The sequence below is a fragment of the Streptomyces sp. NPDC053432 genome (genome assembly GCF_055585365.1).
In genome coordinates this window covers 111370-137625 of the sequence record NZ_JBVJKF010000004.1, presented here as the reverse complement: position 1 = coordinate 137625, position 26256 = coordinate 111370, and the positions used below count along the sequence as shown (strand labels likewise).

22 protein-coding genes are annotated in these 26256 nt (G+C 72.0%); 13 read left to right on the top strand and 9 right to left on the bottom strand.

The window, feature by feature from the left end; genetic code table 11:
• The first annotated feature begins 150 nt into the window (after positions 1-150).
• The gene (locus ACZ6Y1_RS08925; RefSeq protein ID WP_469625159.1) at positions 151-2919 is read left to right on the top strand and encodes a PKD domain-containing protein; all 2769 of its coding nucleotides are present in this window, start codon (positions 151-153) and stop codon (positions 2917-2919) included.
• Between the two features lie 64 nt (positions 2920-2983).
• Here the strand turns inward: ACZ6Y1_RS08925 and ACZ6Y1_RS08920 are convergent, their stop codons facing one another.
• Positions 2984-4021 carry a TetR/AcrR family transcriptional regulator C-terminal domain-containing protein gene (locus tag ACZ6Y1_RS08920; RefSeq protein ID WP_469625157.1) on the bottom strand — a complete coding sequence of 346 codons (1038 nt, stop codon included), beginning with the start codon at positions 4019-4021 and terminating at the stop codon, positions 2984-2986.
• A gap of 186 nt (positions 4022-4207) precedes the next feature.
• Between ACZ6Y1_RS08920 and ACZ6Y1_RS08915 the strand changes: the two genes are divergently transcribed.
• Entirely contained in the window at positions 4208-5317 is a 1110-nt protein-coding gene (locus ACZ6Y1_RS08915) for an FAD-dependent monooxygenase (RefSeq protein ID WP_469625155.1), read from the top strand.
• 15 nt (positions 5318-5332) lie between these two features.
• Here ACZ6Y1_RS08915 and ACZ6Y1_RS08910 read toward each other — a convergent pair whose 3' ends face one another.
• A complete protein-coding gene (locus ACZ6Y1_RS08910; protein ID WP_469625152.1) occupies positions 5333-5860 on the bottom strand; it encodes a nucleotidyltransferase domain-containing protein in 528 nt (175 codons plus the stop codon).
• Between the two features lie 119 nt (positions 5861-5979).
• Between ACZ6Y1_RS08910 and ACZ6Y1_RS08905 the strand changes: the two genes are divergently transcribed.
• On the top strand, positions 5980-7869 hold the full coding sequence (locus ACZ6Y1_RS08905) for a C1 family peptidase (RefSeq protein ID WP_469625150.1): 1890 nt from the start codon (positions 5980-5982) through the stop codon (positions 7867-7869).
• A gap of 31 nt (positions 7870-7900) precedes the next feature.
• Entirely contained in the window at positions 7901-8206 is a 306-nt protein-coding gene (locus tag ACZ6Y1_RS08900; RefSeq protein ID WP_469625147.1) for a hypothetical protein, read from the top strand.
• Here the strand turns inward: ACZ6Y1_RS08900 and ACZ6Y1_RS08895 are convergent.
• Positions 8193-9368 carry a DUF418 domain-containing protein gene (locus ACZ6Y1_RS08895; protein ID WP_469625145.1) on the bottom strand — a complete coding sequence of 392 codons (1176 nt, stop codon included), beginning with the start codon at positions 9366-9368 and terminating at the stop codon, positions 8193-8195. The genes ACZ6Y1_RS08900 and ACZ6Y1_RS08895 overlap by 14 nt on opposite strands.
• Positions 9369-9513: 145 nt before the next feature.
• Between ACZ6Y1_RS08895 and ACZ6Y1_RS08890 the strand changes: the two genes are divergently transcribed.
• The 3 genes from ACZ6Y1_RS08890 to ACZ6Y1_RS08880 are packed head-to-tail and all read left to right on the top strand — an operon-like array spanning position 9514 to position 12607.
• Complete coding sequence (locus tag ACZ6Y1_RS08890) at positions 9514-10206, top strand: GntR family transcriptional regulator (RefSeq protein ID WP_469625143.1); 693 nt, start codon at positions 9514-9516, stop codon at positions 10204-10206.
• Between the two features lie 5 nt (positions 10207-10211).
• Positions 10212-11603, top strand: coding sequence for an MFS transporter (locus tag ACZ6Y1_RS08885; protein WP_469625724.1), 1392 nt, complete (start codon positions 10212-10214; stop codon positions 11601-11603).
• A 17-nt stretch (positions 11604-11620) separates the two neighbouring features.
• Positions 11621-12607 (top strand): AraC-like ligand-binding domain-containing protein, encoded by a 987-nt coding sequence (locus tag ACZ6Y1_RS08880; protein WP_469625141.1) that lies wholly within the window; start codon positions 11621-11623, stop codon positions 12605-12607.
• A 58-nt stretch (positions 12608-12665) separates the two neighbouring features.
• On the opposite strand, the gene ACZ6Y1_RS08875 is transcribed toward ACZ6Y1_RS08880, so the two are convergent.
• Positions 12666-13496: a maleylpyruvate isomerase family mycothiol-dependent enzyme gene (locus ACZ6Y1_RS08875; protein ID WP_469625139.1), complete on the bottom strand. Its 831-nt coding sequence runs from the start codon at positions 13494-13496 to the stop codon at positions 12666-12668.
• Positions 13497-13643: 147 nt separating this feature from the next.
• Between ACZ6Y1_RS08875 and ACZ6Y1_RS08870 the strand changes: the two genes are divergently transcribed.
• Both ACZ6Y1_RS08870 and ACZ6Y1_RS08865 read left to right on the top strand, forming a co-directional pair.
• Entirely contained in the window at positions 13644-14435 is a 792-nt protein-coding gene (locus ACZ6Y1_RS08870) for a carbon-nitrogen family hydrolase (protein WP_469625137.1), read from the top strand.
• A 50-nt stretch (positions 14436-14485) separates the two neighbouring features.
• Positions 14486-15904 carry a protein kinase domain-containing protein gene (locus ACZ6Y1_RS08865; protein WP_469625135.1) on the top strand — a complete coding sequence of 473 codons (1419 nt, stop codon included), beginning with the start codon at positions 14486-14488 and terminating at the stop codon, positions 15902-15904.
• Here ACZ6Y1_RS08865 and ACZ6Y1_RS08860 read toward each other — a convergent pair.
• Positions 15811-16296: an LURP-one-related/scramblase family protein gene (locus ACZ6Y1_RS08860; protein ID WP_469625133.1), complete on the bottom strand. Its 486-nt coding sequence runs from the start codon at positions 16294-16296 to the stop codon at positions 15811-15813. The genes ACZ6Y1_RS08865 and ACZ6Y1_RS08860 overlap by 94 nt on opposite strands.
• A 32-nt stretch (positions 16297-16328) precedes the next feature.
• Between ACZ6Y1_RS08860 and ACZ6Y1_RS08855 the strand changes: the two genes are divergently transcribed.
• Together ACZ6Y1_RS08855 and ACZ6Y1_RS08850 are read left to right on the top strand one after the other, a co-directional pair.
• Positions 16329-17147, top strand: coding sequence for an ATP-grasp domain-containing protein (locus tag ACZ6Y1_RS08855; RefSeq protein ID WP_469625131.1), 819 nt, complete (start codon positions 16329-16331; stop codon positions 17145-17147).
• A gap of 28 nt (positions 17148-17175) precedes the next feature.
• The gene (locus ACZ6Y1_RS08850) at positions 17176-17715 is read left to right on the top strand and encodes a DUF4240 domain-containing protein (protein ID WP_469625129.1); all 540 of its coding nucleotides are present in this window, start codon (positions 17176-17178) and stop codon (positions 17713-17715) included.
• On the opposite strand, the gene ACZ6Y1_RS08845 is transcribed toward ACZ6Y1_RS08850, so the two are convergent.
• Positions 17706-18371 carry an MSMEG_1061 family FMN-dependent PPOX-type flavoprotein gene (locus ACZ6Y1_RS08845; RefSeq protein WP_469625126.1) on the bottom strand — a complete coding sequence of 222 codons (666 nt, stop codon included), beginning with the start codon at positions 18369-18371 and terminating at the stop codon, positions 17706-17708. The genes ACZ6Y1_RS08850 and ACZ6Y1_RS08845 overlap by 10 nt on opposite strands.
• Before the next feature lie 78 nt (positions 18372-18449).
• Here ACZ6Y1_RS08845 and ACZ6Y1_RS08840 point away from each other — a divergent pair, with 78 nt between their 5' ends.
• Positions 18450-20294, top strand: coding sequence for an NHL domain-containing thioredoxin family protein (locus tag ACZ6Y1_RS08840; protein ID WP_469625124.1), 1845 nt, complete (start codon positions 18450-18452; stop codon positions 20292-20294).
• A gap of 79 nt (positions 20295-20373) precedes the next feature.
• Here ACZ6Y1_RS08840 and ACZ6Y1_RS08835 read toward each other — a convergent pair whose 3' ends face one another.
• A complete protein-coding gene (locus tag ACZ6Y1_RS08835; RefSeq protein ID WP_469625121.1) occupies positions 20374-21666 on the bottom strand; it encodes a M18 family aminopeptidase in 1293 nt (430 codons plus the stop codon).
• Between the two features lie 14 nt (positions 21667-21680).
• On the opposite strand from ACZ6Y1_RS08835, the gene ACZ6Y1_RS08830 reads away from it, so the two are divergent.
• Positions 21681-23030 (top strand): RNA-guided endonuclease InsQ/TnpB family protein, encoded by a 1350-nt coding sequence (locus ACZ6Y1_RS08830; RefSeq protein ID WP_469625119.1) that lies wholly within the window; start codon positions 21681-21683, stop codon positions 23028-23030.
• A gap of 115 nt (positions 23031-23145) precedes the next feature.
• On the opposite strand, the gene ACZ6Y1_RS08825 is transcribed toward ACZ6Y1_RS08830, so the two are convergent.
• Both ACZ6Y1_RS08825 and ACZ6Y1_RS08820 read right to left on the bottom strand, forming a co-directional pair.
• Complete coding sequence (locus ACZ6Y1_RS08825; protein ID WP_469625117.1) at positions 23146-23889, bottom strand: hypothetical protein; 744 nt, start codon at positions 23887-23889, stop codon at positions 23146-23148.
• A 434-nt stretch (positions 23890-24323) separates the two neighbouring features.
• Positions 24324-26150: an acyl-CoA dehydrogenase gene (locus tag ACZ6Y1_RS08820; RefSeq protein WP_469625721.1), complete on the bottom strand. Its 1827-nt coding sequence runs from the start codon at positions 26148-26150 to the stop codon at positions 24324-24326.
• Between the last annotated feature and the right edge of the window lie 106 nt (positions 26151-26256).

Below are 26256 nucleotides of genomic sequence, written 5' to 3'. Positions count from 1 at the left end.
TGACATCGACTTTCGGACGGTGGATGATGATCGCAAGTACGCGGGGGGTCGCGTGCGCCCGACTGTCGCTGGGGGAACGTCTACCAGTCGTGCGGCGCCGCAGCATTCTTCGTGACTCCATGTCTTCTCTTCGCGAAGGAAACCCTCCTGGTGCGTCCCACTCGTGCGACGGCCCTGCTGACCGCGGGTCTCGTCACTCTTCTCGGCGCTCCGGCCGGTACTGCGGCCGCCGCCGAGACCCCGCTCAACCTCTACGTGAACAACCAGGACGGTTCGAACTGCTCCGACACCGGAGCCGGTACGCAGGCCGTCCCCTACTGCACGGTCTCGGCGGCCGCCAAGGTCGCGGTGCCGGGCCAGACCGTGCGGATCAAGCCGGGCACGACGTACGCCGAGGCCGTCACCGTCGACCGCTCCGGCGAGCCGGGCAAGCCGATCAGCTTCGTGCCCGACCATCCGTCGGACACCGCGCTGGTGTCCTTCGGGAAGGGGCTGACCGTCAGCGGCGCCTCCCACCTGGTGTTCCAGGGGGTGACCACCAATCTCGGCGTCCGGATCAAGGGCTCCTCGGACATCGAGCTGAACCGGCTCACCATCAGGAACGGCCGCCTCGACTCCCTCATGGTCGGTGAGGGAAGCAGGGACGTACGGGTCAGCCGAAGCTCTTTGAAGGGCGTCCTGATCGACGGCGGTTCACGGAACACCGTGCTCAGCCGCAACGGGATCCTGGGGGTGTCCGGGCGCGCGGTCACCTCGGTGGACGCGCCTGGCACCGTCATCACCAACAACGATCTTTACGGCTACTGCGGGGCGACCGTCTCGGTCAGCGGCGGGTCGACCGCCTCCGGCTTGTTCAACAACGTGTTCATTACAGGTGGCCGCCCCGCCGAATGCACGTCGACCGATCCGCGGAACGCCATCCTGGTGTCGCAGAGCGCGTCGACGGGGACCCTGGCCGACTACAACCTGATCGCCGGCCTGTCCGCCGACGCCCCTCAGGTGCCCTACAACTGGTCCGGCGTCACGTACAAGGACCTGCCGGCCTTCCGGACCGCGACCGGCCAGGGCGCGCACGACACCCTGACTCCGTCGGCCGCGGAGACCGCTCCGGGGGAAGGCTCCCCCCGCATCGACTCCGCTGATGCGACCGCGCCGGGAGTACTGCTCACGGACTTCCACGGGAACCCGGTCGTGGACGACCCGCTCGTTCCCAACACCGGGAAGAACGGCGGACACCTCGACCGAGGCGCCTACGAGTTCCAGGACCACCTGACCGGTGTCTCGCTGACCGTCCTCGACGCCCACGCGCCGGTCGGGACCGAGGTGGCGGTGCAGGCCGTCTCCGACAGCCGCTGGCCTACGACCATCGGCTACCAGGTCGACTTCGGTGACGGGTCGGCTCCGGTCGACGCGCCGCGCGGCGAGGGCGACACGGGTTCCGCCAAGCACGCCTACACCAAGCCGGGCGACTACGTCGTCAAGGTGACGGCCGTCAACCCCGCCGGTGTGAAGGTCTCGACCGAGAAGCCGGTCAAGGTGACCCCGGCCGGCCCGGGCACGGCGGCCTTCACTGCTACGCAGCTGCTGCCGCCCGCGGGCAACACGGAGGAGCGCGTCGCCCCGCTGACCTACGTCTTCGATGCCTCGGCGTTGGTGACTCCGTGGCCGGTGGAAAACATGGAGGTGGACTTCGGCGAAGGCTGGTTCCAGAACATGGGGGCCACGACCAGCGCCCAGCACATCTACGAGAAGCCGGGCGACTACAAGGTGACGGTCAAGCTCACCGACACCAAGGGCGGCACCGTCACGACCAGCCAGACCGTGCGGGTGGAGTACGCCCGCTCCGGCTACGTGGCCGTCACGCCCCTCCGTCTGCAGGACACCCGCACCTGGGGCGGCCCCCTCAAGGGCGGCGAACCCACTGTGGTCCAAATGCCGCTGGGCCTCAAGACGGGTGACCTGACCGCGGCCGGCATGTCCTCGGTGGTCCTCAACGTGACCCTCACCGAGGCCACGCAGGACACTCACCTGAGTCTGTCGCCGACCCGCGAGGACCGTCCGGCGACGTCGAATGTCAACGTCCGCAAGGGCGGCACCACGTCGAACACGGTCACCGTCCCGGCCAACGACATCGGCTGGGTGTTCATGCGGCTCAACGCAGGCCAGGCCCACGTGATCGTGGACTTCATGGGCTACTACCAGCCGAACGCGGGCGAGAAGTTCAGTCCGGTCGCCCCCACCCGCCTCGCGGACACCCGTACAGGTGCGCCGGTGTTCGGTGGTACGGCGCGGCAGGTGAGGGTCGCGGGAGTGAACGGCATTCCGGCGGGCGCCAAGGCCGTCGCGGTGAACCTCACGAGCACGGGGGCGACTGCCGACTCGTATGTGGCCGCCTACCCGAGCTCGGCGGGCTCGGGCGCCTCGAAGGGGATTTCGCACCTCAACCCGGAGCCGGGCAAGGACAAGTCCAACCAGGCCATCATCCCGGTCGGTCCGGACGGGTGGATCAACCTGTACAACAACGCCGGTTCAACACACCTGATCCTGGACGTGGTGGGCTACTACGGCGCCGACGGCAAGGCCCTCTTCACCCCGGTCGCGCCCAAGCGCCTCGCCGACACCCGTACCACCGGCAAGCTCGCCCCTGGCGCGACCACCACGGTGTCCGGTGTCCCGGCGGGGGCGATCGGCGCGGTGCTGAACCTGACGGCGACCGACACCACCGGTCCCGGCTACCTGACCGCGTACGGCTACGGCTCGGCCCGTCCGGACGCGAGCAGCCTCAACACCATCCCCGGCCTGACCATCCCGAACCACGTCATGACCCCGGTCGGCGACGGCAAGGTCAGCGTCTTCAACAGCTGGGGCGGCGCCAACCACGTGATCACCGACCTGCTCGGCTACTTCACCCAGGGCTGACGCCGGACCGTGCATGAGCCCCGGCCCCCGCGCACCACGCGGGGGCCGGGGCTCACGGCTTCTCCTACTGGTCCCGCCGTTCCGCTGGCCCGCGGAAGGTGGCGCCCCCGCCCTCGATCACGGGGGTCAGGCCGTCCAGGAGGGCCCGCAGGCCGAACTCGAAGAGGTGGTCCAGCCGCAGGTCGTAGCCGTCCTCGAAGGAGCCGACGACCTTGGCGAAGGCCGGGAAGCGGCCGGACGTCACCAGCTCGCCGAGCGCGCCCGCGCGGCTGTCCATCCACTGCTCCTCCGACTGGCCCGTCGCGGCCTCCGCCTGCGCCTCCGACTCCAGGTGCACCGCCAGGCCCTGTACGTGGCTGTAGAGCAGGACGTGGATGTCGAACACCGTCTCGGCGGCGAGGCCGTGGCCGTCGAGGGCGCCGAGCACCCACTCGCCGTGGACCATCAGGTTCGGCACGAGCAACGGGCGGGTGAGGGATCCGAGTTGGGCGAGCCACGGGTGCCTGCGGTACAGGCGCCACAGGGTCCGGCCGCTCAGTTCGATGCGGGAGCGCCAGTCCGCGGGGGCGTCGGCGGGGTAGGACTCCTCGCCGAACGCCGCGTCGGCCATGAGCAGGACCAGGTCCTCCTTGCTCGGCACGTACCGGTACGTCGACATCGGCGCGACCCCGAGCCGCGCCGCGATCCCGCGCATGGAGAGCGCGGGCAGCCCTTCGGCGTCGGCGATCCCGATGGCGGTGCGCACGATCCGGTCGAGGCTCAGCTCCCGCTCGGGGTCCGCGGCGGTGGCGGGAGCGGGAGCGGTGCCGGGGGCCGGGGACGGACGCCTGCGGGGCGCGGCGGCGGGCGCGACGGCGGTTTCGGCGACCACCGTGCCGGTCCGGGGGCGGGTCTCGACGAGCCCCTCCAGGCGGAGGGTGGTCAGCGCCTTGGTGGCGGTGGCGAGCGCGACCCCCCAGGTACGGGCGATCTGCCGGGTGGAGGGGACCGGGTCGCCGGGGCCGAGCTCGCCCTCGGCGATGCGCCGGCGGATCTCGGCGACGATGCGCAGGTACGGCGGGACTCCGGCGTCCCCGCCCCCGTCCCGTGTGGCCTTCGTCACACGCTCCCGCCTTCCTGTCCTGTACTAGTGCAGAGGGTACCAGCGAGGATCCGCCCCCATGCCCCGACTGAGCTAGTACAGCACCGGCATTCGGCCAGTTGAGAGGGGTCTGCGTGCACCGTACGGTCAGTTGTGCGTACACCGTACGAACAGCAAACGCAGCGCCGATCGCCGAAGGGGAATGCCATGCAGACCGTACTCATCTCAGGTGGCGGAATCGCCGGTCCCGTCCTCGCCCACTGGCTGCACCGCCGCGGCTTCCGTCCCACCGTCGTCGAACGCGCCGAGGGCCCCCGCCCCGGCGGACAGGCCGTGGACATCCGGGGCGTCGCGCTCGACGTCGTGGACCGGATGGCCCTGCTGGAGCGGGCGAGGGCCGTCCGGACCCGGATGCGCGGCATGTCGGTCCTCGACCCGGAGGGCAACGAGCTCCACCGCTCCACCGAGGCCACCTTCAGCAGCGGCCGGCTCGACGGCGAGGACATCGAGCTGCTGCGCGAGGACCTGGTGCGGATGGTGTACGAGCACACCCGCGCGGACGTCGAGTACCTCTTCGGCGACACGGTCACCGCGCTGGAGGAGCACGGGACGGGCGTGCGCGTCGACTTCGCCCGCCACCCCTCCCGCACCTTCGACCTCGTCGTCGGGGCGGACGGGCTCCACTCCACGGTGCGGCGGCTCGCCTTCGGCCCCGAGGAGCCGTTCACGCACCACCTGGGCAGCTACCTCTCGGTGTTCACCGCGGACAACTTCCTGGGCCTGGACGACTGGCAGATGTGGCTGCGCGACGGCGACGCGGGCTTCGGCATCATGCCCGTGCGCGACAACACCGAGCTCAGGGTCGCCTTCGGCTTCGAGTCCGGCCCGCTCGGCGACGCTTCGCGCGAGCCGGGAGCCCTGCGTCGGCTCGTCGCCGGCAAGCTGGAGGCCCTGCGCTGGGAAGGCGCCCGGCTGGCCGGGGCCGCGCGCGAGGCCCCCGACTTCTACTGCGACGCCATGGCCCAGATCCGCATGGACCGGTGGTCGAAGGGCCGGGTGACCCTCCTCGGGGACGCCGGCTACTGCCCGTCCCCGCTCTCGGGGCAGGGCACCAGCCTGGCCCTGGTGGGCGCGCACGTGCTGGCCGACTGCCTCGCCCAGGCACCGGACGACCACCGCGCCGCGTACGCCGCGTACGAGCACCGGATGCGCCCGTTCGTCACCGCCAACCAGGCCCTGGCCACGGAGAACCCGGGCGGCCCGGCCCCGGAGGAATCCGTCGACCGGGCCAAGAACGGCATCTCCCTGGACGCCTGACGCCGCTGGCCCGGGTCAGGGCCGTGGGCGGGCCGCCGCCGCGGCCAGGGCGGCCTCCAGGCGGGTCACGTCCTCGGTGTCCTTCGGGCGTCTGCGGAGTTCCGGGACCCAGACCGGCATCATGCGCTTGATCTCGATCTGCGCCTCGGGTGAGACCACCGGGCAGGTGATGCCGTGCAGCCGGCCCGGTTCGCCGGAGAGCATGCCCTCCGGCCAGGCCGTCCCCGCCCACGGGCCGCCCGCCACCACCACGCGGCCGCCCGTGTCGCGGGCGACGAGGGCGAAGCTCAGCTCCTCGCCCTCGCGTAGGAGGTCCAGCTGCTGGCCGTCCGTGCGCAGGACCTCGTACCCGCGTGCCGTGAGGAGTTCCGTCAGCCGGTCCGCGTCCCGCGACCAGGCGAACCAGTCCACGTCCTCGTGGGGCCGCGTGATCTCCCCGAGCCAGAAGTCCATCGCCCAGCCGCCCCGCAGCCAGACCTCCACGCCGAGGGACAGCACCTGCTCGATCATGGCCAACTGGCGTTGTTCGCGTACCCCGTTCATACCGGAACCGTACGTGCCCCCGCGTGCCCCCGCGCGACCGTACGGACCCCCTTGACGCTCCCCGCGCCCGGGGAGACGCTCCCGGGTCTGGCATTCGAACGGTTGCAGTGGGGGGCGCCATGCCGGAGGAGCACGTCCAGACGGCGGGGGAGCTGCGGGCGCGGCTCGCGGCGCGCGGGGCACGGTGGTCGGTCTCGGAGCACCTGGCCGACGAGGAGCCCGTACCGCGGCCTTCGCTCGGCCTGGAGCCGGGGGCGAACCTGACGACCGCCGAGGAGGCGGGGGAGGTCGATCTGCGGGGGCTGATCGGGCACGCGAGCGGCAACGCGCACCTCACCCGGCGCCGCGCCGCCCACGGGCTGATCGCGGGCGGGGCCCCGACGGCGGCCGCCGCCCGCCCCGCCGCCGTCGACTGGCGCAGCCGCTGGGGGTGGCCGTGGATCACCAAGGTCAAGGACCAGAACCCCTGCGGCTCCTGCTGGGCCTTCGGCGCGGCCGGCCTCGTGGAGTCGATGGCCCGCATCGAGCACGGCGTATGGGCCGAGCGCTCCGAGGGCGACATCCACGACGGACTGCGGTTCAGCTGTGGCCAGGGCTCCAATCCCGAGACCGCGCTCGACTGGGTCAGGGACAACGGAGGGCTCGCCGACCCGGACTGCTGGCCGTACAGCGTCCCGCCGGACGGCCTGCCCGCCTCCCGCCGCGACGCCTGGCGGGCCGAGTACACGCCCAGCTGGGACCGCTCGGGCCGGACCGTCCGGATCACCGACTACGTACGCCTCGGGGACGTCGAGCAGCAGAAGGTCTGGCTGGACACGGTCGGCCCCCTCACCGCCTGCTTCGACGTGTACGACGACTTCTTCGCGCTGGGGGCGGGGGTGTACCACCGCACCAGCGACCACCTGGCCGGCGGGCACTGCGTGCTGATCGTCGGCTACGACGACGCGGCCGGCTGCTGGCTGTTCAAGAACTCCTGGGGGACCGGCTACCACGTCGGCGGCTACGGCCGGATCGCCTACGGCGAGGTCAACATCGATCACTGGGCCAAATGCGGCCTGCGCGGCACCAACATCGACCCCTGGACCAAGCGCCGTCTGCACTCCGGCAACGTCTACGAGAGCGGCAACGGCCGCGCCCACCGCAACTTCGAGCTGCTCGGGACGACGACCGACAACCGCCTCCAGCACTGGTGGCGCGACGGCGACTCCCCCTTCCTCTGGGCCCGCGGGGGCGTCTTCGCGAACGACGCCTCCGGCCAGCCCGCCTTCACCGGCACCACCTACAACCGCAACATGGAGTCCCTGCACGTCACCACGGGCGGCCGGCTGCGCCACTGGTACTACGAGCAGTCCGCCCGCGTCTGGCGCGACGGCGGCGCCTTCGGGCCGGGCGACGCGGCGATCGGGTCCACCCCCGCCTTCATCCAGAGCGACTACGGCAAGCCGGGCAACTTCGAGGTGGTCGTCCGGACCGCCGACGGCCGCCTGGGCCACTGGTGGCGGATCAACGGCGCCCCGTGGACATGGAACGACGGCGGCCGCTTCGCCTCCGGCATCGCCCACTACGGCCCCGCGCTCGTCCAGACCCGCAGCCGCCACCTCGACCTGGTCGCCGCCCGCACCGACGGCCGGATGCAGCTGTGGTGGCGCGACGACCCGAACGGCTTCGCCTGGCGGGCCGGCGAAGTGTTCGGATCGGGGGCCGTCTCCGCGCCCTGCCTGATCGAGGCCCAGTACGGGGCCGCCGACGAGGACACCGCCGGGAACTACGAGCTGTGCGTGGCCGTCGCCGGCGGGCGAGTCGAGCACTGGTGGCGGGGGAACGCCTCCGGGTCCGCCTGGACCCGCAGCGCCGTCTTCGGGCACGACGTCGCCTCGGTCACCGGGATGCTCCAGGGCAGCTTCGGGTTCAACCTGGAGGTGATCGTGCTGCGCACCGACCGCACCCTCCAGCACTGGTGGCGCGACGGCGCGGGCTGGCACGAGGGGCCGGTGATCGGCCCCGTCTGAGGCCCTGGGCCGGAGCCGGGAGGTCGAGCGGGTGGAGGTACGCGAGGTGGCCCTCGCCGTCGGCGAGTCGTACGAGCTGAGGCTCGCCGGGCGCGGGGCGCGCGGGTACGTGTGGATCTGGCAGGTCACCGGCGACGAGGACGCCGTCTCGGTGACCGAAGCAGGGCCCGCCCCGGCGCGGGCCCTGCCGGGGGCCGCGCTGGAGCGGACGTACCTGGTCCGCGGCCGCTGCCCGGGCGGGCGGGCCCGGATCCGCTTCGCGCAGGTCCGGCCGCCGTACCCGCAGGAGGCCCCGTACGACGAGTTCGTACTGGAGGTGGAGGTCACCGCCTCCTGAGCGCCCACCCCTGTACGGATTCCAGCGGGCCCCGCTCGAAGCGGCGCAGCCACAGCCCCGACCCGGCGGCCAGCGCGAGGGACACCGCCGCCCACAGGCCCATCACCCACCAGGGGCCGCTGCCGCCGAGGCGTTCGGCCAGGCCCAGGCCGATGCCGTAGCAGAGCAGCATGCAGAGCAGGTTCTGGGCGACGTAGCAGGACAGGGCGGTGCGCCCGACGGAGCCGAGCGCCTTGGCGCCGGGCACCGCGAAACGGTCGAGGGCGGTGCCGACAAGGCCGATGTACCCCACCGCGATCAGCGGTGCGATGCCGTAGCGGCCCAGCACGAAGAAGTCCTGGCCGCCGAGGGCCGCGGCCGCGCCCAGCGGCAGCCCCAGGCCCAGCCCCCAGGCGGCCATCCGGACGCGGATCGCCCGCCCGGCGGCGGCCGGGTTGAACGCGCCGGCGCGGTGCAGCCGCACCCCGATGAGGAAGAGGGAGACGAGCAGCCCGAAGGAGAAGACGGGCTCGATCCGCAGGGCGGCGAAGTGGTCGAGCCGGAAGCCGATCTGGTCGGCCCAGCCGCCGTGGGCGTAGAGCCGCACGGCCTCGGGGCCGGGGGCCTGCGGGCGGTCGTCCGGCTCGGCCAGGGACCCCAGCGTCACCAGCCCGACCAGCGTCAGGTGCACCCCGGCGGCCGTCCACAGGGCGGCCCGCCGCACGCGCTCCGAGCGGGCCAGGAGCCAGGCGACGAGGAGCGCGGTGACGGCGTACCCCATCAGGACGTCCCAGGCGAAGACGAGCAGGAAGTGGACTGTGCCCTCCAGGAAGAGGAAGGCGGCCCGGCGCGGGTACCGCCCCGGCCAGGGCTCGCCGCGCCGGGCGGCGGAGTCGTACTGGATGGCCAGGCCCACCCCGAACAGGATCGTGAGCAGCGACAGGAACTTGCCGTCGGCCAGGAAGCGGAAGACGCTCTCCGCGACGGTGGCGGCGGAGGGGTCGGCGACCGGGTCGGGCGAGGTGAGCCCGCCCTGGAGGACGCTCCACTCCGAGCCGGGAGAGGCGAAGATCCAGACGTTGGTCATGAGCGTGCCGAGGACGGCGGCGCCGCGCAGGACGTCGAGGAGCGGCAGCCGGGCGGCCGTCGTGCGGTCCGCGCCGGCGAGGAGTGTGTCGGCCATGACTTCAGGTTCCCGGCGGGGGAGCCCCGGTACGTCCTGCCGGTGGACGAAGCCTCCGTACACCCTTCGATGCAGCGCCGGGCGGGCGGAGTTCGCATCCTGGACGGCGCCGGGCTTGCACCCCTGTTGTATCTATGCTGTGCGCATGCCAGCCGCCACGGTCACGAGTGCCGCCACCGCCACCGTTCCCGCGACCGCCACCGTTCCCGCGACCGCCGCCGAACGCGTCTACCGGCACGTCAAGCGGGGCGTGCTCGACCGCCGCTACGAAGGCGGCACCCTCCTCACCGAGGGCGAAGTCGCCGAGGCCGTGGGGGTGTCCCGCACCCCTGTGCGCGAGGCGCTGCTGCGCCTGGAGACCGAGGGGCTGCTGAAGCTGTACCCGAAGAAGGGCGCGCTGGTCCTGCCCGTCTCCGCGCAGGAGATCAACGACGTCCTCGAAACCCGGCTGCTGATCGAGGAGTTCACCGTACGCAGGGCCGTCCCGGCGCCGCCCGGCCTGCTGGACCGGCTCGCCGGGCTGATCGAGGAGCAGGGCCGGTACGCCGCCGCGGGCGACCTCCCCGCGATGACGGCCACCGACCGCGCCTTCCACGCCGAGATCGTGGCCGCCACCGGCAACCAGATCCTGGGCCGGCTCTACGACCAGCTCCGCGACCGGCAGCTGCGGATGGGCGTCGCCGTGCTGCACGCCCACCCCGAGCGGGTGGAGCGGACGCTCGCCGAGCACACCGAGATCCTCGACGCGCTGCGCGCCGGGGACGCGGACACGGCCGCGGCGGCCGTGCGCGGGCACATCGGGCGGGTCGAGGCGCTGGTGCGGGGGCAGGGCCGGTGAGCGCGCTGCCCGAGGACCCGCCGGGCGGGGGCAGGGCCGTCGCCGTCTGGTGCATCGGCGTCGCCGTCTACTTCGTCGCGGTGATCTTCCGTACCAGCCTGGGCGTGGCCGGCCTCGAAGCGGTGGACCGCTTCCACGTGAGCGCCTCCGCCCTCGCCACGTTCTCCCTCCTCCAGCTGCTCGTCTACGCGGGCATGCAGGTCCCCGTCGGCCTGATGGTGGACCGGCTCGGCACCAAGAAGGTGCTGACGCTGGGCGTGGCGCTCTTCACCGCCGGGCAGCTCGGCTTCGCGCTCTCGCCCTCGTACGGGATGGCGCTCGCCGCCCGCGCGCTGCTGGGCTGCGGCGACGCGTTGACCTTCATCTCCGTGCTGCGGCTCGGCACCCGCTGGTTCCCGGCCCGGCGCGGTCCGCTGATGGCGCAGCTCGCGGGACTGGTCGGCATGGCGGGCAACCTCGTCTCCACCCTCGTCCTCGCGCCCGTCCTGCACGGGGTCGGCTGGACGGCTGCCTTCGCGGGGAGCGCGGCGGCGGGGCTGGTGGTCCTGGTGCCGTTGGTGCTGTTCCTGCGGGACAACCCCGAGGGGCACGAGCCGCCCGCGGTCGCGGCGCGGGCCGGGGGCGGCTTCGTACGCCGCCAGATCAAGGAGTCCTGGAGCGAACCCGGCACCCGGCTCGGGCTGTGGGTGCACTTCACGACCCAGTTCCCGGCGATGGTGTTCCTGCTGCTGTGGGGCATGCCGTTCCTGGTGGCGGCGCAGGGTCTGTCGCGGACCACCGCCGGCGGGCTGTTGACGCTGGTCGTCGCCTCGAACATGGCACTGGGGCTGGTCTACGGCCAGATCATCGGCCGCCGCCAGTCCTCGCGGCTCCCGCTCGCGCTGGGCACCGTCGGGGTGACCGCGCTGCTGTGGGGTTCGGTCCTGGCCTACCCGGGGGACCGGGCGCCGATGTGGCTGCTGGTCACGCTGTGCCTGGTGCTGGGGGGATGCGGGCCGGCCTCGATGATCGGCTTCGACTTCGCACGCCCGGCCAATCCGCCGGAGCGTCAGGGCACGGCCTCCGGAATCACCAACATGGGCGGTTTCATCGGCTCCATGACGACGCTGCTGGCGGTGGGGATCCTGCTCGACGCCACCGGGGACGACTACCGCATCGCCTTCTCGACGGTGTTCGTGCTGCAGGCGCTGGGCATCACCCAGATCCTGCGGCTGCGCGGCCGGGCCCTGGCCCGGGAGACGGCCCGGGAGACAGTCCGGGAGACGGCCCGGCCCCGCGTCACGATCCCCGCGCCTTCGGCCCCCCAGGCCCCCCAGGGATCCGGGCCCCACCCGCAACCGGAACCGATCCCGCGCGCGTGTCCTGTTCCGGAGACCTCGGCGAAGGGGTCCCCGTAGGCCGAGGGGGATGCCGGATGTGGACCAGGGCCTCCGCCGCCGCGGTGCCGGTGGCGGAGCGGTTCGAGTGGTTCAGCGACGTCGTCGCCTCCGCGCTGCTCCCGACCGCCATCGTCAGCGAGCGCCACGCCGACTTCCACGCGGAGGCGTCGACGCTCGCCCTCGGCGCGACGCGGCTGTCGACGTTCTCGCACTCGCCCCTGCGCTCACGCCGCACGCCCGCCCTGATCCGGCGCGGAGACCCGGAGCAGTACCAGCTGGCCCTGATCACCGGGGGCCGGTGGTGGATGTCCCACCACGGCGGCGACGAGGAGTTCGGCGTCGGCGACATGATCCTCTGGGACACCTCGCGGCCCCAGGAGACCATCGCCCACCCCGGGCACGGCCCGAGCCGCTCGATCATCGTCCACCTGCCGAAGGACGTGCTGCCGCTGCGGCCCGGCCGGGTCGACCGGCTCCTCGGCCGGCGGATCGGCGCGGACAGCGGCACGGCGGCGGTCCTGGCCCGGTTCGTCGCCTCGCTCGCCCGGCACGCCTCCGCCTGCACGCCGCCGGAGCTGAGCGACCTGGGCGCGGCGGCGGCCGACCTGGCCGCCGCGTGCTTCGCGCACCGCCTCGACGCCTACGGGGAGCTCCCCGCCGAGACCCGCGCCCGCGCCCTGCGCGAACGGATCGACGCCTTCATCGACCGCCACCTCGGGGACCCGCGGCTCACCCCCGCCATGATCGCCGCCGCGCACAGCATCTCCCTACGGGGTCTGCACGCGCTGTTCCGCGCGGAGGACGGGGAGACCGTGGCGGCGTCCGTCCGTCGCCGCCGCCTGGCCCGCTGCCGCACCGACCTGGCCCGCCCCGAGCTGGCGACCCGCCCGGTCCACGAACTCGCCGCCCGCTGGTGCTTCCCGAACGCGGCGTCCTTCGGCCGTGCGTTCCGGGAGGCGTACGGGGTCACACCGGGGGAGTTCCGCCGGGCGGCGGCCGCCCGGGCCGCCGCCGCGCGCTGAGCATCCCTACGGCGTTACGGAGTCACGGCGCCGGCGTCAGGGCGTCAAGGCGTCGGCGTCACGGCGTCACGGCGAAGTTCGCCAGGATCGCCTCCGCCAGGTCCGGGTCGCCCTCCACCTTCACCCGGTCCGCGACCGCCCGCGGCCGCACGCGGCCCGCCGCGAGGCGGACGTACGTCTCCCAGTCCATGGCGAGCGTGACCGCCGGCCCCAGCGACGGGGACTTGTCGAGGGTCCCGCGGCCCTCCGCGTCCACCCGCACCGTCCGCATGAACTCCAGCGGGCCGTGGACGTCGATGACCACCGCGGAGTGCGCCGGCGCCCCCGCCAGCTTCGCGACCACCTTCGGCAGGCCCGCGAGGAGGATGTCCCGGGCCACGTACGCGCCCGGCGAGTCCCAGTTCCCCGGCACGCCCAGCGCCGCCCGCAGGTCCTGCTCGTGGATCCACACGTCGAACGCGCGCAGCCGCAGCGCGTGCTCCAGCGTCACCTGGTCCCCCAGCGGACCGCGCACCATCGTGTCCGGATCCCGCTTCTCGTTGCGCAGCTGGCGCGCGCGGCGGATGACGGTGTACTCCAGCTCCGAGGTCATCTCCGGGGCGGTGTGGTGACGGCGTACGTCGACCTGCACCTCCATGTACCGGCTGAACTCGTCCACGACGTGCCGCAGGTCCCGTGCGACGGTGTGGATCGGCCTCGGGTCCCCGAGCTGCTCGCATTCGATGCCGATGATGTGTGACACGACGTCACGGACCGACCAGCCCGGGCACGGCGTCGCACGGTTCCACTCGCCCTCCGTCAGCGGGAGGACCAGCTCGGATATCGCCTCGATGGAGTGCGTCCACGCTTCGGCATAGGGCTGGAGGCTGGGATGCGGATGGACGGTCAACGGGACCCCTCGCGGTGCTGTTCAGTGGCGCGTTCGGAAGCAGTGGCTCGCCATCCAAAACTACGCTGCCTGTGAGCACCCCGGCAGTGCTTTCGTGTGACGATCGTAGGCCCGAGTTGACGGCTTGAACGCCAGGACGGTGGTAATGTGCGCGCCTCGCTGATCCAAATCGCAGTGAACGAGGGCGAGTCGGTGTCTTCCCGACGTGCCCGAGTGGCCGATCTCGTACGGGAACAGTCCGGTTCCGATCTTGTCGTCCTGCCCGAACTGTGGACGGTCGGCGCGTTCGCGTACGAACTCTTCGAGACCGAGGCCGAACCCCTCGACGGCCCCACCTTCGAGGTCATGTCCAAGGCCGCCCGCGACGCGGGGGTCTGGCTGCACGCGGGGTCGGTCGTGGAGCGCGCCGGCGACGGCTCGCTCCACAACACCGCCCTCGTGGTCTCCCCGGAGGGCGAGCTGGCCGCCACCTACCGCAAGATCCACCGGTTCGGCTTCGACCAGGGCGAGGCGGTGATGATGACCCCGGGCGACTCCCTCACCACGGTGCGGCTGCCGGAACAGACCCTCGGCATCGCCACCTGCTACGACCTGCGCTTCCCGGAGCTGTTCCGCGGCCTCGTCGACGCCGGAGCGACCACGATGGTCGTCGCGGCCGGCTGGCCCGCGCGCCGCAGGACCCACTGGACGCTGCTCAACCGGGCGCGCGCCGTCGAGGACCAGTCGTACGTCCTGGCCTGCGGCCTGGCCGGCACCCACGCGGGCGTCGAGCAGGCCGGGCACAGCCTGGTCGTGGACCCGTGGGGCGAGGTCCTGGCCGAGGCGGGCCCCGGCGAGGACGTCCTCACCGTGGACCTCGACCCGGCCAAGGTCGAGGAGACCCGCGAGCAGTTCCCGGCCCTGAAGGACCGCATGCTGGGGCTGCGGGCGCCGCGCTAGATTCCCCAGCGGCCTTATGGCGGTGCCGGGTTGCTCCTACGATCTCTCGCATGGGGGACGTGTTCACGCAGGGCGAGACCCTGGCCGGCGGCCGGTACCGCATCGACGGGTCACTCGGCGAAGGCGGAATGGCGCAGGTCTACAAGGCCTACGACCTGAAGCTCGCGCGACCGGTGGCGATCAAGACGATGCTGCCCGGGCTCGCCGTCGAGCCGGGCCTCCCGGAGCGGTTCCGGCGGGAGGCCCAGGCGATGGCCAAACTCGCGAACCCGAACGTGGTGACCGTGCACGACACCGGCGAGGAACCGCGCCCCGACGGGCCGCCGGTGCCGTACTTCGTGATGGAGCTGGTGACGGGGCCCTCCCTCGCGGACCGGCTCCGCACGGGCGGCGCGCTCCCGGTGCCGGCCGCGCTGGACGTGGCGGACCAGGTCCTGAACGCGCTGGGAGCCAGCCACGAGCGGAATCTCGTACACCGCGACATCAAACCGTCGAACGTGCTGCTGGCCGAGGGCGGCATCACGAAGGTCGCGGACTTCGGGATCGTCCGGGCGATCGCCGCGGCCGGTGCCGGGACCGCGCTGACGGGCACCGGGATGATGGTCGGAACGGCACACTACATGTCCCCGGAACAGGCGAGGGGCCTGCCCCTCGACGGGCGGTCGGACCTCTACGCCGTCGGCGTGCTGCTCTTCGAGATGCTGACGGGACGGCCCCCCTTCGGCGGGGCGGACGTGTTCGCGATCGCCGTACGGCACGTGAACGACCCGCCGCCGACACTGGCCTCCTGCGGGCTCCCGGGCCTGCCGGGGCTGGAGGCCCTCCTGGCCCGCGCGCTGGCGAAGCGCCCGGAGGACCGCTACCCGAACGCGGCGGCGATGCGCACTGCCCTGCGGGCGGCGGCCGGGGCCGCCGCCGCACGGCCTCAGGCCCCTGGGACGTCCGACCAGGCGCCGCAGCCACAGCCGACGCAGCCGCCGCAGCCACCGCAGCCCGCGCCGACCCGCCACCTGCCGGGCCCGGCCCGGCCACCCGTCCGGGCGGCGCCGCCGCTGCCCGCACGGGAACGCGTGCGCCACGGTGTTCGGCTGGGCATCTGCGCCGTGCTGCCCGTGGTCTGTTTAGGGTTCTACCTCAGCGCGGAAGCGGACACCCTCTGGAAGGCGTACGTGGGTGCGGGCTTCGCCGGGATCGGGGCGCTCGGCGCGCTGCCCACCCTGATCGAGCGGAACGGCTCCCGGCCCGGCAACCGGTACAGGGTCGCTTCCGGGATAGTGCTGGCCGTCAACCTCCTCTTCGGGTCCACGGCGCTCAGTGCCGCCGGGCAGCAGGGAGACATCGCGCGGTACAACGAGGAACACGGGCTGTCGGCCCCCTACCGTTCCGCCTCCGCCATGCGGATCACGCACACCGCCACCGCCACCAGCAGCGCCGCGTCCGCGTCCTCCCGGACCACGTCCACCGCGTAGGTCTCCCGGATCCGGTACCACTGCCGCGAGACCAGCGCGAGCAGCTCCCCCTCGTACTCGATCTTGAACTCGCGCTCCAGGATCCGCCCGCTGACGTCGAGTTCCGTGCCCTCGATCAGGGTCACCAGGAAGTGGCCCCGCAGCAACGACCACCGTTTGCGCCGGATCCGTGCGAGCCGTCGCCCGTCCCGTTCCAGGGTCATCGTGTCGCGGAAGCCGAGCAGCTTCTCCCGCAAGGTGATCAGGATCAGGCCGTCCGGGTCCTTCAGCTCCAGCGTGTCCCGGAACCGCAGCGCCTTTCCGTCGACGAGGAACGCGTGGCGCCCGTCCTCGTCCTCGATCCAGTAGTCGTCCCCGATGGCCAGCATTTTGTCCCGTACGAGGTATTTCATGCGCTGATCAGTGCCCGCGATAAGTTGCGGGCATGCCTCTCCTCTACGTGACCGACCTGGCGTACCCGGCGCGCGGCCGCCGCTACTGCGACGAGGACATATTCCTCACCTCCCGCCTCCGGGCCGCCGGCTTCGAACTCGCCCTGTGCCACCCGGCCGACGCGCAGGCCCTCGCGCCCCTCGGCTTCGACGCGGTGATCGTCCGCAACAGCGGCCCGGTCCTGTACCACCAGCAGGCCTACGACTCCTTCCGCGCCGCCGCGCTCGCCGCCGGCACCCGCGTCTACAACCCGCTCACCGGCCGCGCCGACATGGCGGGCAAGGAGTACCTCCTCGACCTCACCGCCGCCGGCTACCCGGTCATCCCGACGATCGACGACCCGGCCAGGCTGTCCGAGCTGCCGCAGGTCCCGGTCTACGCGGTCAAGCCCAAGCAGGGCGCGGACTCCATCGGCCTCACCTTCACCGGGGACCCGCAGGGCCCCGCCGGATCGGTCCTCATCCAGCCCCGCGTCGACTTCGCCTACGAGGTGTCCTTCTACTTCGTCGACGACGCCTTCCAGTACGCCCTGTACGCCCCCGACCCGGACCGCCGCTGGGAACTCGTCCCCTACGAGCCCACCCCCGCGGACCTGGACTTCGCGCGGGCCTTCGTCGAGTGGAACACCCTCGCCCACGGCATCCAGCGCGTGGACGCCTGCCGCGCCCCGTCGGGCGAACTGCTGCTCGTCGAGCTGGAGGACCTCAACCCGTACCTCTCCCTGGACCTCGTCGCCCCCGACGTCCAGGACGCCTTCGTGGCGGCGCTCACCGGATCCCTGCACTCCTTCCTCGGCTCCACCACGCCCTGATGTCAGACCCGCCTGCCAGGCTTTTCCCATGGACAAGCAGACGTTCTGGAAGCTGATCGAATCGGCCCGCGCGCGGGCGGAGGCGGAGCCGGAGCCGGATGTGGTGGCGGCGCGCGCCGCGGAGCTGCTCGCCGCGTTCCCGGAGGCGGAGATAGCCGAGGCCCAGCAGGTGCTGTGGGACCTCCTCTCCGAGTCCTACAGCGCGCCGCTGTGGGCCGCGGCCTACGTCATCAACGGCGGCTGCTCGGACGACGGGTTCGACTACTTCCGCGGCTGGCTCCTCACGCAGGGCCAGGCGGCCTTCGAGGCGGCCCTGGCCGACCCGGACTCGCTGGCCGGCCACCCCGCGGTCCGCGAGGCGGCGGCGGAAGGCCTGGAACTGTGGGACGAGGACGCCCTGTCGATCGCCTGGAGCGCCTACGAGTCCGCCACCGGCCGCGAACTGCCCGCGGACTCCTTCACGATCAGCTACCCGGCCCTGGACCCGTCCTGGGACTTCGACTTCGACGACACGGAGGAGACCACCGCCCGCCTGCCCCGCCTCAGCAAGCTCTTCGACTACTCGTAGCGGTAGAGGAGCGACTCGCGCTCGCTCTGCAGGATGTCCTCGATGGTCACGTCCGGCATGTCGAGGTGGGACTGCGTGACCTCGGCGGAGCTGGGGACGGTGTCCTGGGCCACCCACTGCTCGGGCTTCCAGGCATTGCTGCGCAGGAACGCCTTCGGGCAGTGCTGGTAGACCTCCTCGACCCCCAGGACGATCGCGCTGCGCGGCGGCTTGCCCACGGGCGTGAGCCGCTCCAGCAGCTCCGGGTCGGCGGAGACGCAGGCCCGGCCGTTCACGCGCAGGGTGCTGGTCCGGCCGGGGACGATGAAGATCGCCCCCGCGCGCCCCGTCTCCACGATGTTGCGGATGCTGTCGATGCGCTTGTTGCCGGTGGCGTCGGGGATGGCCAGGGTGAACTCGTCCAGCACGGTCACGAACCCGGCCGGTCCGCCCCGCGGGGTCACGTCGCAGCTCCCGTCGGCACCGGCGCTGGCGAGGAACACCAGCGAGGACCGCTCGATGACCGTACGGGCCACGTCCCGGATCCGGTCCACGGTCTTGCGCCGGACCAGCTCGCTGGGCTCCTCGTACAGCTCGCCCAACTGCGGAATGCTCTGGACGGCGGTGGCGTTCAGGACGTCGAATATGCGCCTGCTCGGCGGTGTGGTGGCTGTCACGTGAACGCACGCTATCGGACGTGATCACCGTCGTACTCGGGTTATCCGGCGTTCACACCGGGATGGCAAGCTTGAAGCATGAACGATGCCGCCCCGGCGCCCACCCCCGCGCCCGCGCCCCGCCGTGCCCGTCTCCGTGCCCCCGAGCTGATCGGCAAGGGCGGCTGGCTGAACACCGGAGGGAAGGACCTCACCCTCGCCGACCTGCGAGGCAAGTGTGTGATCATCGATTTTTGGACGTTCTGCTGCATCAACTGCCTGCACGTCCTGGACGAGCTGCGCGAGCTGGAGGAGAAGCACCGCGACACCCTCGTCATCATCGGCGTGCACTCGCCGAAGTTCGTGCACGAGGCCGAGCACGCCGCCGTCGTCGACGCCGTCGAGCGGTACGAGGTGCACCACCCGGTGCTGGACGACCCCGAGCTCGCCACCTGGAAGCAGTACGCCGTACGCGCCTGGCCCACGCTCGTCGTGATCGACCCCGAGGGGTACATCGTCGCCCAGCACGCCGGCGAGGGGCACGCGCACGCCATCGCGCGGCTCGTCGAGGAGCTGGAGGCCGAGCACGAGGCCAAGGGGACGCTGCGGCGCGGCGACGGGCCGTACGTGGCGCCCGAGCCCGTCGCGACCGACCTGCGCTTCCCCGGCAAGGCGCTGCTCCTGCCCGGCGGCACCTTCCTGGTCTCGGACTCGACGCGGCACCAGCTCGTCGAGCTGGCCGCGGACGGCGAGAGCGTCGTACGGCGGATCGGCAGCGGCGAGCGCGGGTTCGGCGGGGACTCCTTCAGCGAGCCCCAGGGCCTTGCGCTCCTGCCCGACGGGCGGGTCGTCGTCGCCGACACCGTCAACCACGCGCTGCGCGTCCTGGACCTGGAGAGCGGGGCCGTCGAGACCGTCGCCGGCACCGGGCGCCAGTGGTGGCAGGGGTCCCCGACCTCCGGGCCGGCCCTGGAGGTGGACCTGTCCTCGCCGTGGGACGTGGCCTGGTGGCGGGGCAAGGTGTGGATCGCCATGGCGGGCGTGCACCAGCTGTGGACCTGGGACCCGGCGGAGGGCACCGTCGAGGTCGCCGCCGGCACCACCAACGAGGGGCTGCACGACGGGCCCGCCGCCGAGGCCTGGTTCGCGCAGCCGTCCGGGCTCGCGGCCGCCGGGGACCGGCTGTGGATCGCCGACTCCGAGACCAGCGCCCTGCGCTACGTGGAGCCGGCCGGCGAGGGCGACGGCTACGTCATCAAGTCCGCCGTCGGCACCGGCCTGTTCGACTTCGGCCACCGCGACGGCGACGCCGCCCAGGCCCTGCTCCAGCACCCGCTCGGCGTGACGGCCCTGCCCGACGGCTCGGTCGCGGTGTGCGACACGTACAACCACGCCCTGCGCCGCTACGACCCCGCCACCGGCGAGGTCTCCACCCTCGCCACCGACCTGCGCGAGCCCAGCGACGCCGTGCTCGTCGGGGACGACATCGTGGTCGTGGAGTCCGCCCGGCACCGGCTCACCCGGCTCCGCCTCCCCGAGGAGGCCGTACGGGTCGACGCGGTCGCCCACCGCACCCAGCGGGCCGCCACCGAGGTCGCCCCCGGCACGCTCCGCCTCGACGTGGTCTTCCAGGCCCCGACCGGCCAGAAGCTGGACACCCGCTACGGCCCGTCGACCCGCCTGCTGGTCTCCTCGACCCCGCCGGAACTCCTGGCGGCCGGCGAGGGACCCGGGACCGACCTCTTCCGGGAGCTCGCCCTGAACCCGGACGTCGCCGAGGGCGTCCTGCACGTCTCGGCGATGGCCGCGTCCTGCGACGACGACCCGGACAACGAGTACCCGGCCTGCCACGTCCACCAGCAGGACTGGGGCGTCCCGGTCACGGTCTCCGCCGAGGGGACCGCCCGGCTGGCGCTGGTACTGGCGGGCATGGACGACCAGTAGGAGCAGGAGGAGCGCAAGCGAAGACCCCGCCCCGGACGAGGAGTTCGGGGCTGGGTCTTCGTGTGCGCCGGCAGAGGTGTCAGGCCTCCAGGAAGGCCACCAGGGCGTTCGCCAGGAGGTACGGGTCGTCCGCGCCGCACAGTTCGCGGGCGCTGTGCATCGAGAGGATCGCGACGCCGATGTCCACGGTCTGGATGCCGTGGCGGGCGGCCGTGATGGGGCCGATCGTCGTGCCGCACGGCATCGAGTTGTTGGAGACGAAGGTCTGCCACGGCACTCCGGCCCGCTCGCAGGCGCTCGCGAACACCGCGCGGCCGCTGCCGTCCGTCGCGTAGCGCTGGTTCACGTTGACCTTGAGGATGGGGCCGCCGTTGGCGCGCGGGTGGTGCGAAGGGTCGTGCCGCTCACCGTAGTTGGGGTGGACCGCGTGGCCCGTGTCCGAGGAGAGGCAGATGGTGCCGGCGAAGGCGCGGGCCTTGTCCTCGTAGGAGCCTCCGCGTGCGAAGACTGAACGTTCCAGCACGTTGCCGAGGAGCGGGCCGTCCGCGCCGGTGTCCGACTGGGAGCCGTTCTCCTCGTGGTCGAAGGCGGCGAGGACCGGGATGTGGTCTAGCTTGCCGGCCGTGGCGACCGCGGCCAGGGCCGCTACGCCCGCGTGTACGGAGAGCAGGTTGTCCATCCGCGGACCGGCCAGCAGCTCGCGGTCGCGGCCCAGGTAGGAGGGCGGCTCGATGGAGTGGACCATCAGGTCCCAGCCGGCCACCGAGCCCTGCTCCAGGCCCTCTTCCTCCTCCAGGAAGGAGATCAGGTCGCCTTCCCGGACGTCGCCGAGGCCCCAGATCGGCTGCATGTGGCGCTGCTTGTCGAGCTTGAGCCCGTCGGTGTTCACCGACCGGTCCAGGTGCACGGCGAGTTGGGGGACGCGCAGCAGCGCGCGGTCGATGTTGACCAGGCGTTCGGTGCCGTCGTGCAGGGTGAGCCGCCCGGCGAGGCCGAGGTCCCGGTCGAGCCAGGTGTTGAGCAGCGTGCCGCCGTAGATCTCGACGGCGACCTGCCGCCAGCCCTGGGAGCCCGTGTCCGGCAGCGGCTTGACCCGCAGGTTGGGGGAGTCGGTGTGGGCGCCGATGATGCGGAACGGGGTGTGTGCGTCCGCGCCCTCCGGGACGTACCAGGCGATGAGCGCGCCGCCGCGGAGCACGAACTTGCCCCCGGACCCGGCATCCCAGGCGTCCGTTTCCGACAACTGCCTGAAGCCTGCCTTCTCCAGCCGCTCGGCCGCATTGGCCACGGCGTGGTACGGCGACGGACTGGCCGTCAGGAAGGTCATCAGGTCGTCGGTGTGGCCGCGGTCGAAGCGGGCGGGAGAGCTCATCCCAATCTCCTTGCGTGGATATCGCCGGCTTCCGCCGGGGGAGGAAACGCATCCATGGCTTGGAGCCGCGCGGCGGCGTGATGCCGCCGCGTGATGCAGTGACCTGTGCTTGTGTTCGGATCTCGACCGCCCCTACCGTCCGGGGCGTGGGGACTTCTTGTGTGAAGCGGGCGTTCAAGTACCGCTTCTATCCGACCGATGCGCAGGCGGCTGAGCTGTCGCGGACGTTCGGGTGTGTGCGGAAGGTCTACAACCTGGCTCTCGCTGCCCGCGGTGAGGCCTGGTCGACGAATCAGGAGCGGGTGGGTTATGGGCAGACGTCGACGATGCTCACCGGCTGGAAGAAGACCGAGGAGTTGGCCTACCTCGCAGAGGTGTCCTCGGTCCCGCTCCAGCAGGCGCTGAGACACTTGCAGTCGGCGTTCGTGGGGTTCTGGGGGAAGCGCTCGCAGTATCCGCGCTTCAAGTCGAGACGGAAGTCGCGGGCATCGGCCGAGTACACACGAAGCGCGTTCGGCTACAAAGGCGGCCGACTGACCCTGGCGAAGATGGCCGAGCCGCTGGCCATCGTGTGGTCCCGTCCGCTGCCCACCGGTGTGAAACCGACCACGGTCACTGTGTCCCGCGACAGTGCCGGGCGCTGGTTCGTGTCCCTGCTGTGTGAGGACATCCCCTCCCCGATGCCGGCCACGGCGGACGCGGTGGGCATTGACGCCGGGCTGACGGCCCTGGTTGTCCTCTCCACTGGGGAGAAGATCGCCAACCCGAAGCACGAACGGAAGGACCGGGAGCGCCTGGCGCGCGCCCAGCGGGCGCTGTCCCGGAAGGAGAAGGGCAGCAAGAACCGGGCCAAGGCCCGGGCCCGGATTGCCAGGATCCACGCGCGGATCGCCGACCGGCGACGGGATCACCTGCACAAACTGACGACTCGACTCGTGCGCGAAAACCAAACGCTCGTGATCGAGGATCTGACCGTCCGCAACATGATGAAGAACCGCAAACTGGCCCGCGCCATCACGGACGCGGCCTGGCGCGAGCTGCGGCGCATGCTGGAGTACAAGACGTCCTGGTACGGCCGCGAGCTGATCGCCGTCGGCCGTTGGTTCCCCAGCACACGCCTCTGCTCTGCCTGCGGCGTCACAGTCGACGGGATGTCTCTGAGCATCCGAGAGTGGACGTGTGAGAACTGCGGGACGACTCACGACAGGGACGAGAACGCGGCGATCAATCTCTTGGCCGCCGGGCTGGCGGTTTCTGCCTGTGGAGCGGGTGTAAGACCTCATCGGGAGTCCTCCTCTCGGCCGGGGCGGTCCGTGCTGAAGCAGGAAATCCCACCCGCGAGGGTGGGAACCCCCTCCTCATAGGGAGAGGAGGAAGCCAAGTGGTTCACCTTAACGGGATTGATCGCCATGGCCGGACCGCAGTGGACAGCCGATAGGCAGGGATCCGCGGGTGTGTGGTCTGCGGGCCCGGCGCAGCTCAGCCCGGCGGACGCTCGAAGCGGCGCTGCAGCTGTCTGCGCTCGCCCCGGCGGATGCGCGGGAGCATCTCGGGGGTCTGCGGGGAGCGCTGCGCGCGCCTCTTGCGTCCGGCGCAGAAGATACAGGCCTCGCCGGGGGGCGCGTCCGGGTCGATGGGTGCTCCCGGGTGCTCGGAGCAGCCCGAGGCGTTGCGGGGGCGGGAGAGTTCGCGGGCGACGATGAAGGCGCGGTGGAGGTCGTCCGCGATGCGCACGAACTCGTCGGAGGGGGAGGACAGGCCCAGGTGGAAGCGCTGGTCCTCGACGGTGCGCAGGTACTGGCGCAGCACCTGGAGGGTGTACGGGCCGTCGGGCACGGGGTAGCCGAGGCGCCGCTGCTCGCCGGGGGCGGGGGCGTGGGCGGCCTGGCGGGTGCCGTTCAGGCGCTGCCGCTGTCCGAGGCGGCGGCGGTCGTTGCAGATCAGGCAGCGGCCCCAGCCCTCGGGTGCCTCGGGGTCGAGGGCGCCGTTGGGGTGCTCGGGGCAGCCGGTGTAGCTCTTGGCGGGGGCGAGGCCGGCGGCGGTCTGGAAGGCCACGTAGAGGGCGTCGGCGATGGCCTCGTACTCGGCGGGGTGGGCGCCGTCGTACAGCTCGCGCAGGTGGTCGCCGAGGCTGCCCAGGCTCGCCTGCAGCTCCTTGAGGGCGTACGGGCGCCCGGTGGGGACGGAGTACCCCCTGCTGCCGTGGTGATCCTGTGGACTCATGCGTACGAGCGTCCCATGAACGGCCGACAACGGAGAAAAACCGCAGGACAGGGCCTATGCGGTGCGCCGGTGCGCTGCGGCCTTGGCCTTGGCCGGGGGCGGGGCGGGGCGGGCACGGGCCGGGGTGCGGGCACCGGGTCGCACGACCGGTGCCCGCACCCGCCGGTGCCCGGGCCCCTCGGGGCGCCGCCCCGGACCCCGCGCCTCAAGCGCCGGCGGGGCTGATTTCGCCCCGGCAGCGGTCGGCGACCCGGAGCCCGCCCCGCCCGTCCCCTCCGGATGCGGGCGCGGCGCGGCACGCGGGTGCCTGCTGCCGCCGGACGGGCGGCGGCCGGGCCTCCGTGCGGAGGGCCCGGCCGCTCGCACCCGTACCGGGTACGTGTGACCTGGGGGCGGCGCAGCCCAGCGGCGGCGCAGCCCAGCGGCGGCGCAGCCTAGAAGGCGGCCTCGTCCAGGTCCATCAGCGTGTTGTCGACGGCCTCGGCCAGCGCGCGCTGGACGGAGACGCCGGGCAGGATCTGGGACGCGAAGAACTTCGCGGCGGCGATCTTGCCGGTGTAGAACGGGACGTCCTTCGCGGAGGCGGTGGCCAGCTTCTCGGCGGCCACGGCGGCGCCCTTGAGCAGCAGGTAGCCGACGACCACGTCACCCGAGGCCATCAGCAGGCGGGTGGTGTTCTGGCCGACCTTGTAGATGTTCTTGACGTCCTCGCCGGTGGCGGTGAGGTCGACGATCATCTGGCCGACGATGGCCTCCAGGTCCACGGCGGCCTTGGCCAGCGCGTCGCGCGCCGGAGCGAGCTCCTCGCCGCCGACTGCCTCCGCCAGGAACTTCTTGATCGTCTCGGAGAGGACGTTCAGCGAGGCGCCCTGGTCACGGACGATCTTGCGGAAGAAGAAGTCCTGGCCCTGGATCGCGGTGGTGCCCTCGTAGAGGGTGTCGATCTTGGCGTCGCGGATGTACTGCTCGATCGGGTACTCCTGCAGGTAGCCGGAGCCACCGAAGGTCTGCAGGGACTGGGCGAGCTGCTCGTAGGACTTCTCCGAGCCGTAGCCCTTCACGATCGGCAGGAGCAGGTCGTTGAGGCCGACCAGCGCGGTGGTGTCCTCGCCCGCGGCCTGCTTGACCTGGATGTCGTCCTGGACGGCGGCCGTGTACAGCACCAGCGCGCGCATGCCCTCCGCGTACGCCTTCTGCGTCATCAGCGAGCGGCGCACGTCGGGGTGGTGCGTGATGGTGACCTTGGGGGCCGTCTTGTCCATGAAGTTGGCCAGGTCCGGACCCTGCACGCGCTCCTTGGCGTACTCCAGGGCGTTCAGGTAGCCCGTCGAGAGCGTCGCGATGGCCTTCGTGCCGACCATCATGCGGGCGAACTCGATGATCATGAACATCTGGCGGATGCCGTCGTGCTTGTCGCCGATCAGCCAGCCCTTGGCGGGGTGCTTGTCGCCGAAGGTCATCTCGCACGTGTTGGAGGCCTTGAGGCCCATCTTGTGCTCGACGTTCGTCGCGTAGACGCCGTTGCGCTCGCCCAGCTCGCCGGTCTCCCAGTCGAAGTGGAACTTCGGGACGAGGAAGAGCGACAGGCCCTTGGTGCCCGGGCCGTGGCCCTCGGGGCGCGCGAGGACGTAGTGGAGGATGTTCTCCTCCATGTCGTGCTCACCGGACGTGATGAAGCGCTTCACGCCCTCGATGTGCCAGGAGCCGTCCTCCTGCTGCACGGCCTTGGTGCGGCCGGCGCCGACGTCCGAGCCGGCGTCCGGCTCGGTCAGGACCATCGTGGAGCCCCAGCGCTTCTCGACCGCGATCTGCGCGATCTTCTTCTGCGCCTCGTTGCCCTCCTCGTGCAGGACACCGGCGAAGGCCGGGCCGGAGGAGTACATCCAGATGGCCGGGTTCGAGCCGAGCAGCAGCTCCGCATAGGCCCAGACGAGGGAACGCGGGGAGACGGTGCCGCCGATCTCCTCCGGGATGCCCATGCGCCAGTACTCGGAGTCCATGAAGGCCTTGTAGCTCTTCTTGAAGGAGGCCGGGACCGGCGCCGTGTTCGTCTCCGGGTCGAAGACGGGCGGGTTGCGGTCGGCGTCCGCGAAGGACTCGGCGAGCTCGTTCTCGGCGAGGCGGGCTATCTCGGACAGGACGTCCTTGGCGGTCTCGGAGTCCATCTCCTCGAACGGACCGGTGCCGTACAGCTTGTCGCGGCCGAGCACCTCGAAGAGGTTGAACTCGATGTCGCGGAGATTCGACTTGTAGTGCCCCATGGCGACGGCTCCGTTAAGGCTCGGGGAGACAGGTTCCTCGTACATACCAATCGGTAACGTCATGATGCTACCCACCGGTAATAAGGCGCAACCCCTGGCGCGCGAG

Excerpts from the sequence above, each read along its gene's own strand:
- ACZ6Y1_RS08915 (WP_469625155.1), top strand. The coding sequence starts at position 4,208 with ATGCAGACCGTACTCATCTCAGGTGGCGGAATCGCCGGTCCCGTCCTC.
- ACZ6Y1_RS08910 (WP_469625152.1), bottom strand. The coding sequence starts at position 5,860 with ATGAACGGGGTACGCGAACAACGCCAGTTGGCCATGATCGAGCAGGTG.
- ACZ6Y1_RS08905 (WP_469625150.1), top strand. The coding sequence starts at position 5,980 with ATGCCGGAGGAGCACGTCCAGACGGCGGGGGAGCTGCGGGCGCGGCTC.
- ACZ6Y1_RS08895 (WP_469625145.1), bottom strand. The coding sequence starts at position 9,368 with ATGGCCGACACACTCCTCGCCGGCGCGGACCGCACGACGGCCGCCCGG.
- ACZ6Y1_RS08890 (WP_469625143.1), top strand. The coding sequence starts at position 9,514 with ATGCCAGCCGCCACGGTCACGAGTGCCGCCACCGCCACCGTTCCCGCG.
- ACZ6Y1_RS08880 (WP_469625141.1), top strand. The coding sequence starts at position 11,621 with ATGTGGACCAGGGCCTCCGCCGCCGCGGTGCCGGTGGCGGAGCGGTTC.
- ACZ6Y1_RS08865 (WP_469625135.1), top strand. The coding sequence starts at position 14,486 with ATGGGGGACGTGTTCACGCAGGGCGAGACCCTGGCCGGCGGCCGGTAC.
- ACZ6Y1_RS08860 (WP_469625133.1), bottom strand. The coding sequence starts at position 16,296 with ATGAAATACCTCGTACGGGACAAAATGCTGGCCATCGGGGACGACTAC.
- ACZ6Y1_RS08855 (WP_469625131.1), top strand. The coding sequence starts at position 16,329 with ATGCCTCTCCTCTACGTGACCGACCTGGCGTACCCGGCGCGCGGCCGC.
- ACZ6Y1_RS08850 (WP_469625129.1), top strand. The coding sequence starts at position 17,176 with ATGGACAAGCAGACGTTCTGGAAGCTGATCGAATCGGCCCGCGCGCGG.
- ACZ6Y1_RS08840 (WP_469625124.1), top strand. The coding sequence starts at position 18,450 with ATGAACGATGCCGCCCCGGCGCCCACCCCCGCGCCCGCGCCCCGCCGT.
- ACZ6Y1_RS08835 (WP_469625121.1), bottom strand. The coding sequence starts at position 21,666 with ATGAGCTCTCCCGCCCGCTTCGACCGCGGCCACACCGACGACCTGATG.
- ACZ6Y1_RS08825 (WP_469625117.1), bottom strand. The coding sequence starts at position 23,889 with ATGAGTCCACAGGATCACCACGGCAGCAGGGGGTACTCCGTCCCCACC.
- ACZ6Y1_RS08820 (WP_469625721.1), bottom strand. The coding sequence starts at position 26,150 with ATGGGGCACTACAAGTCGAATCTCCGCGACATCGAGTTCAACCTCTTC.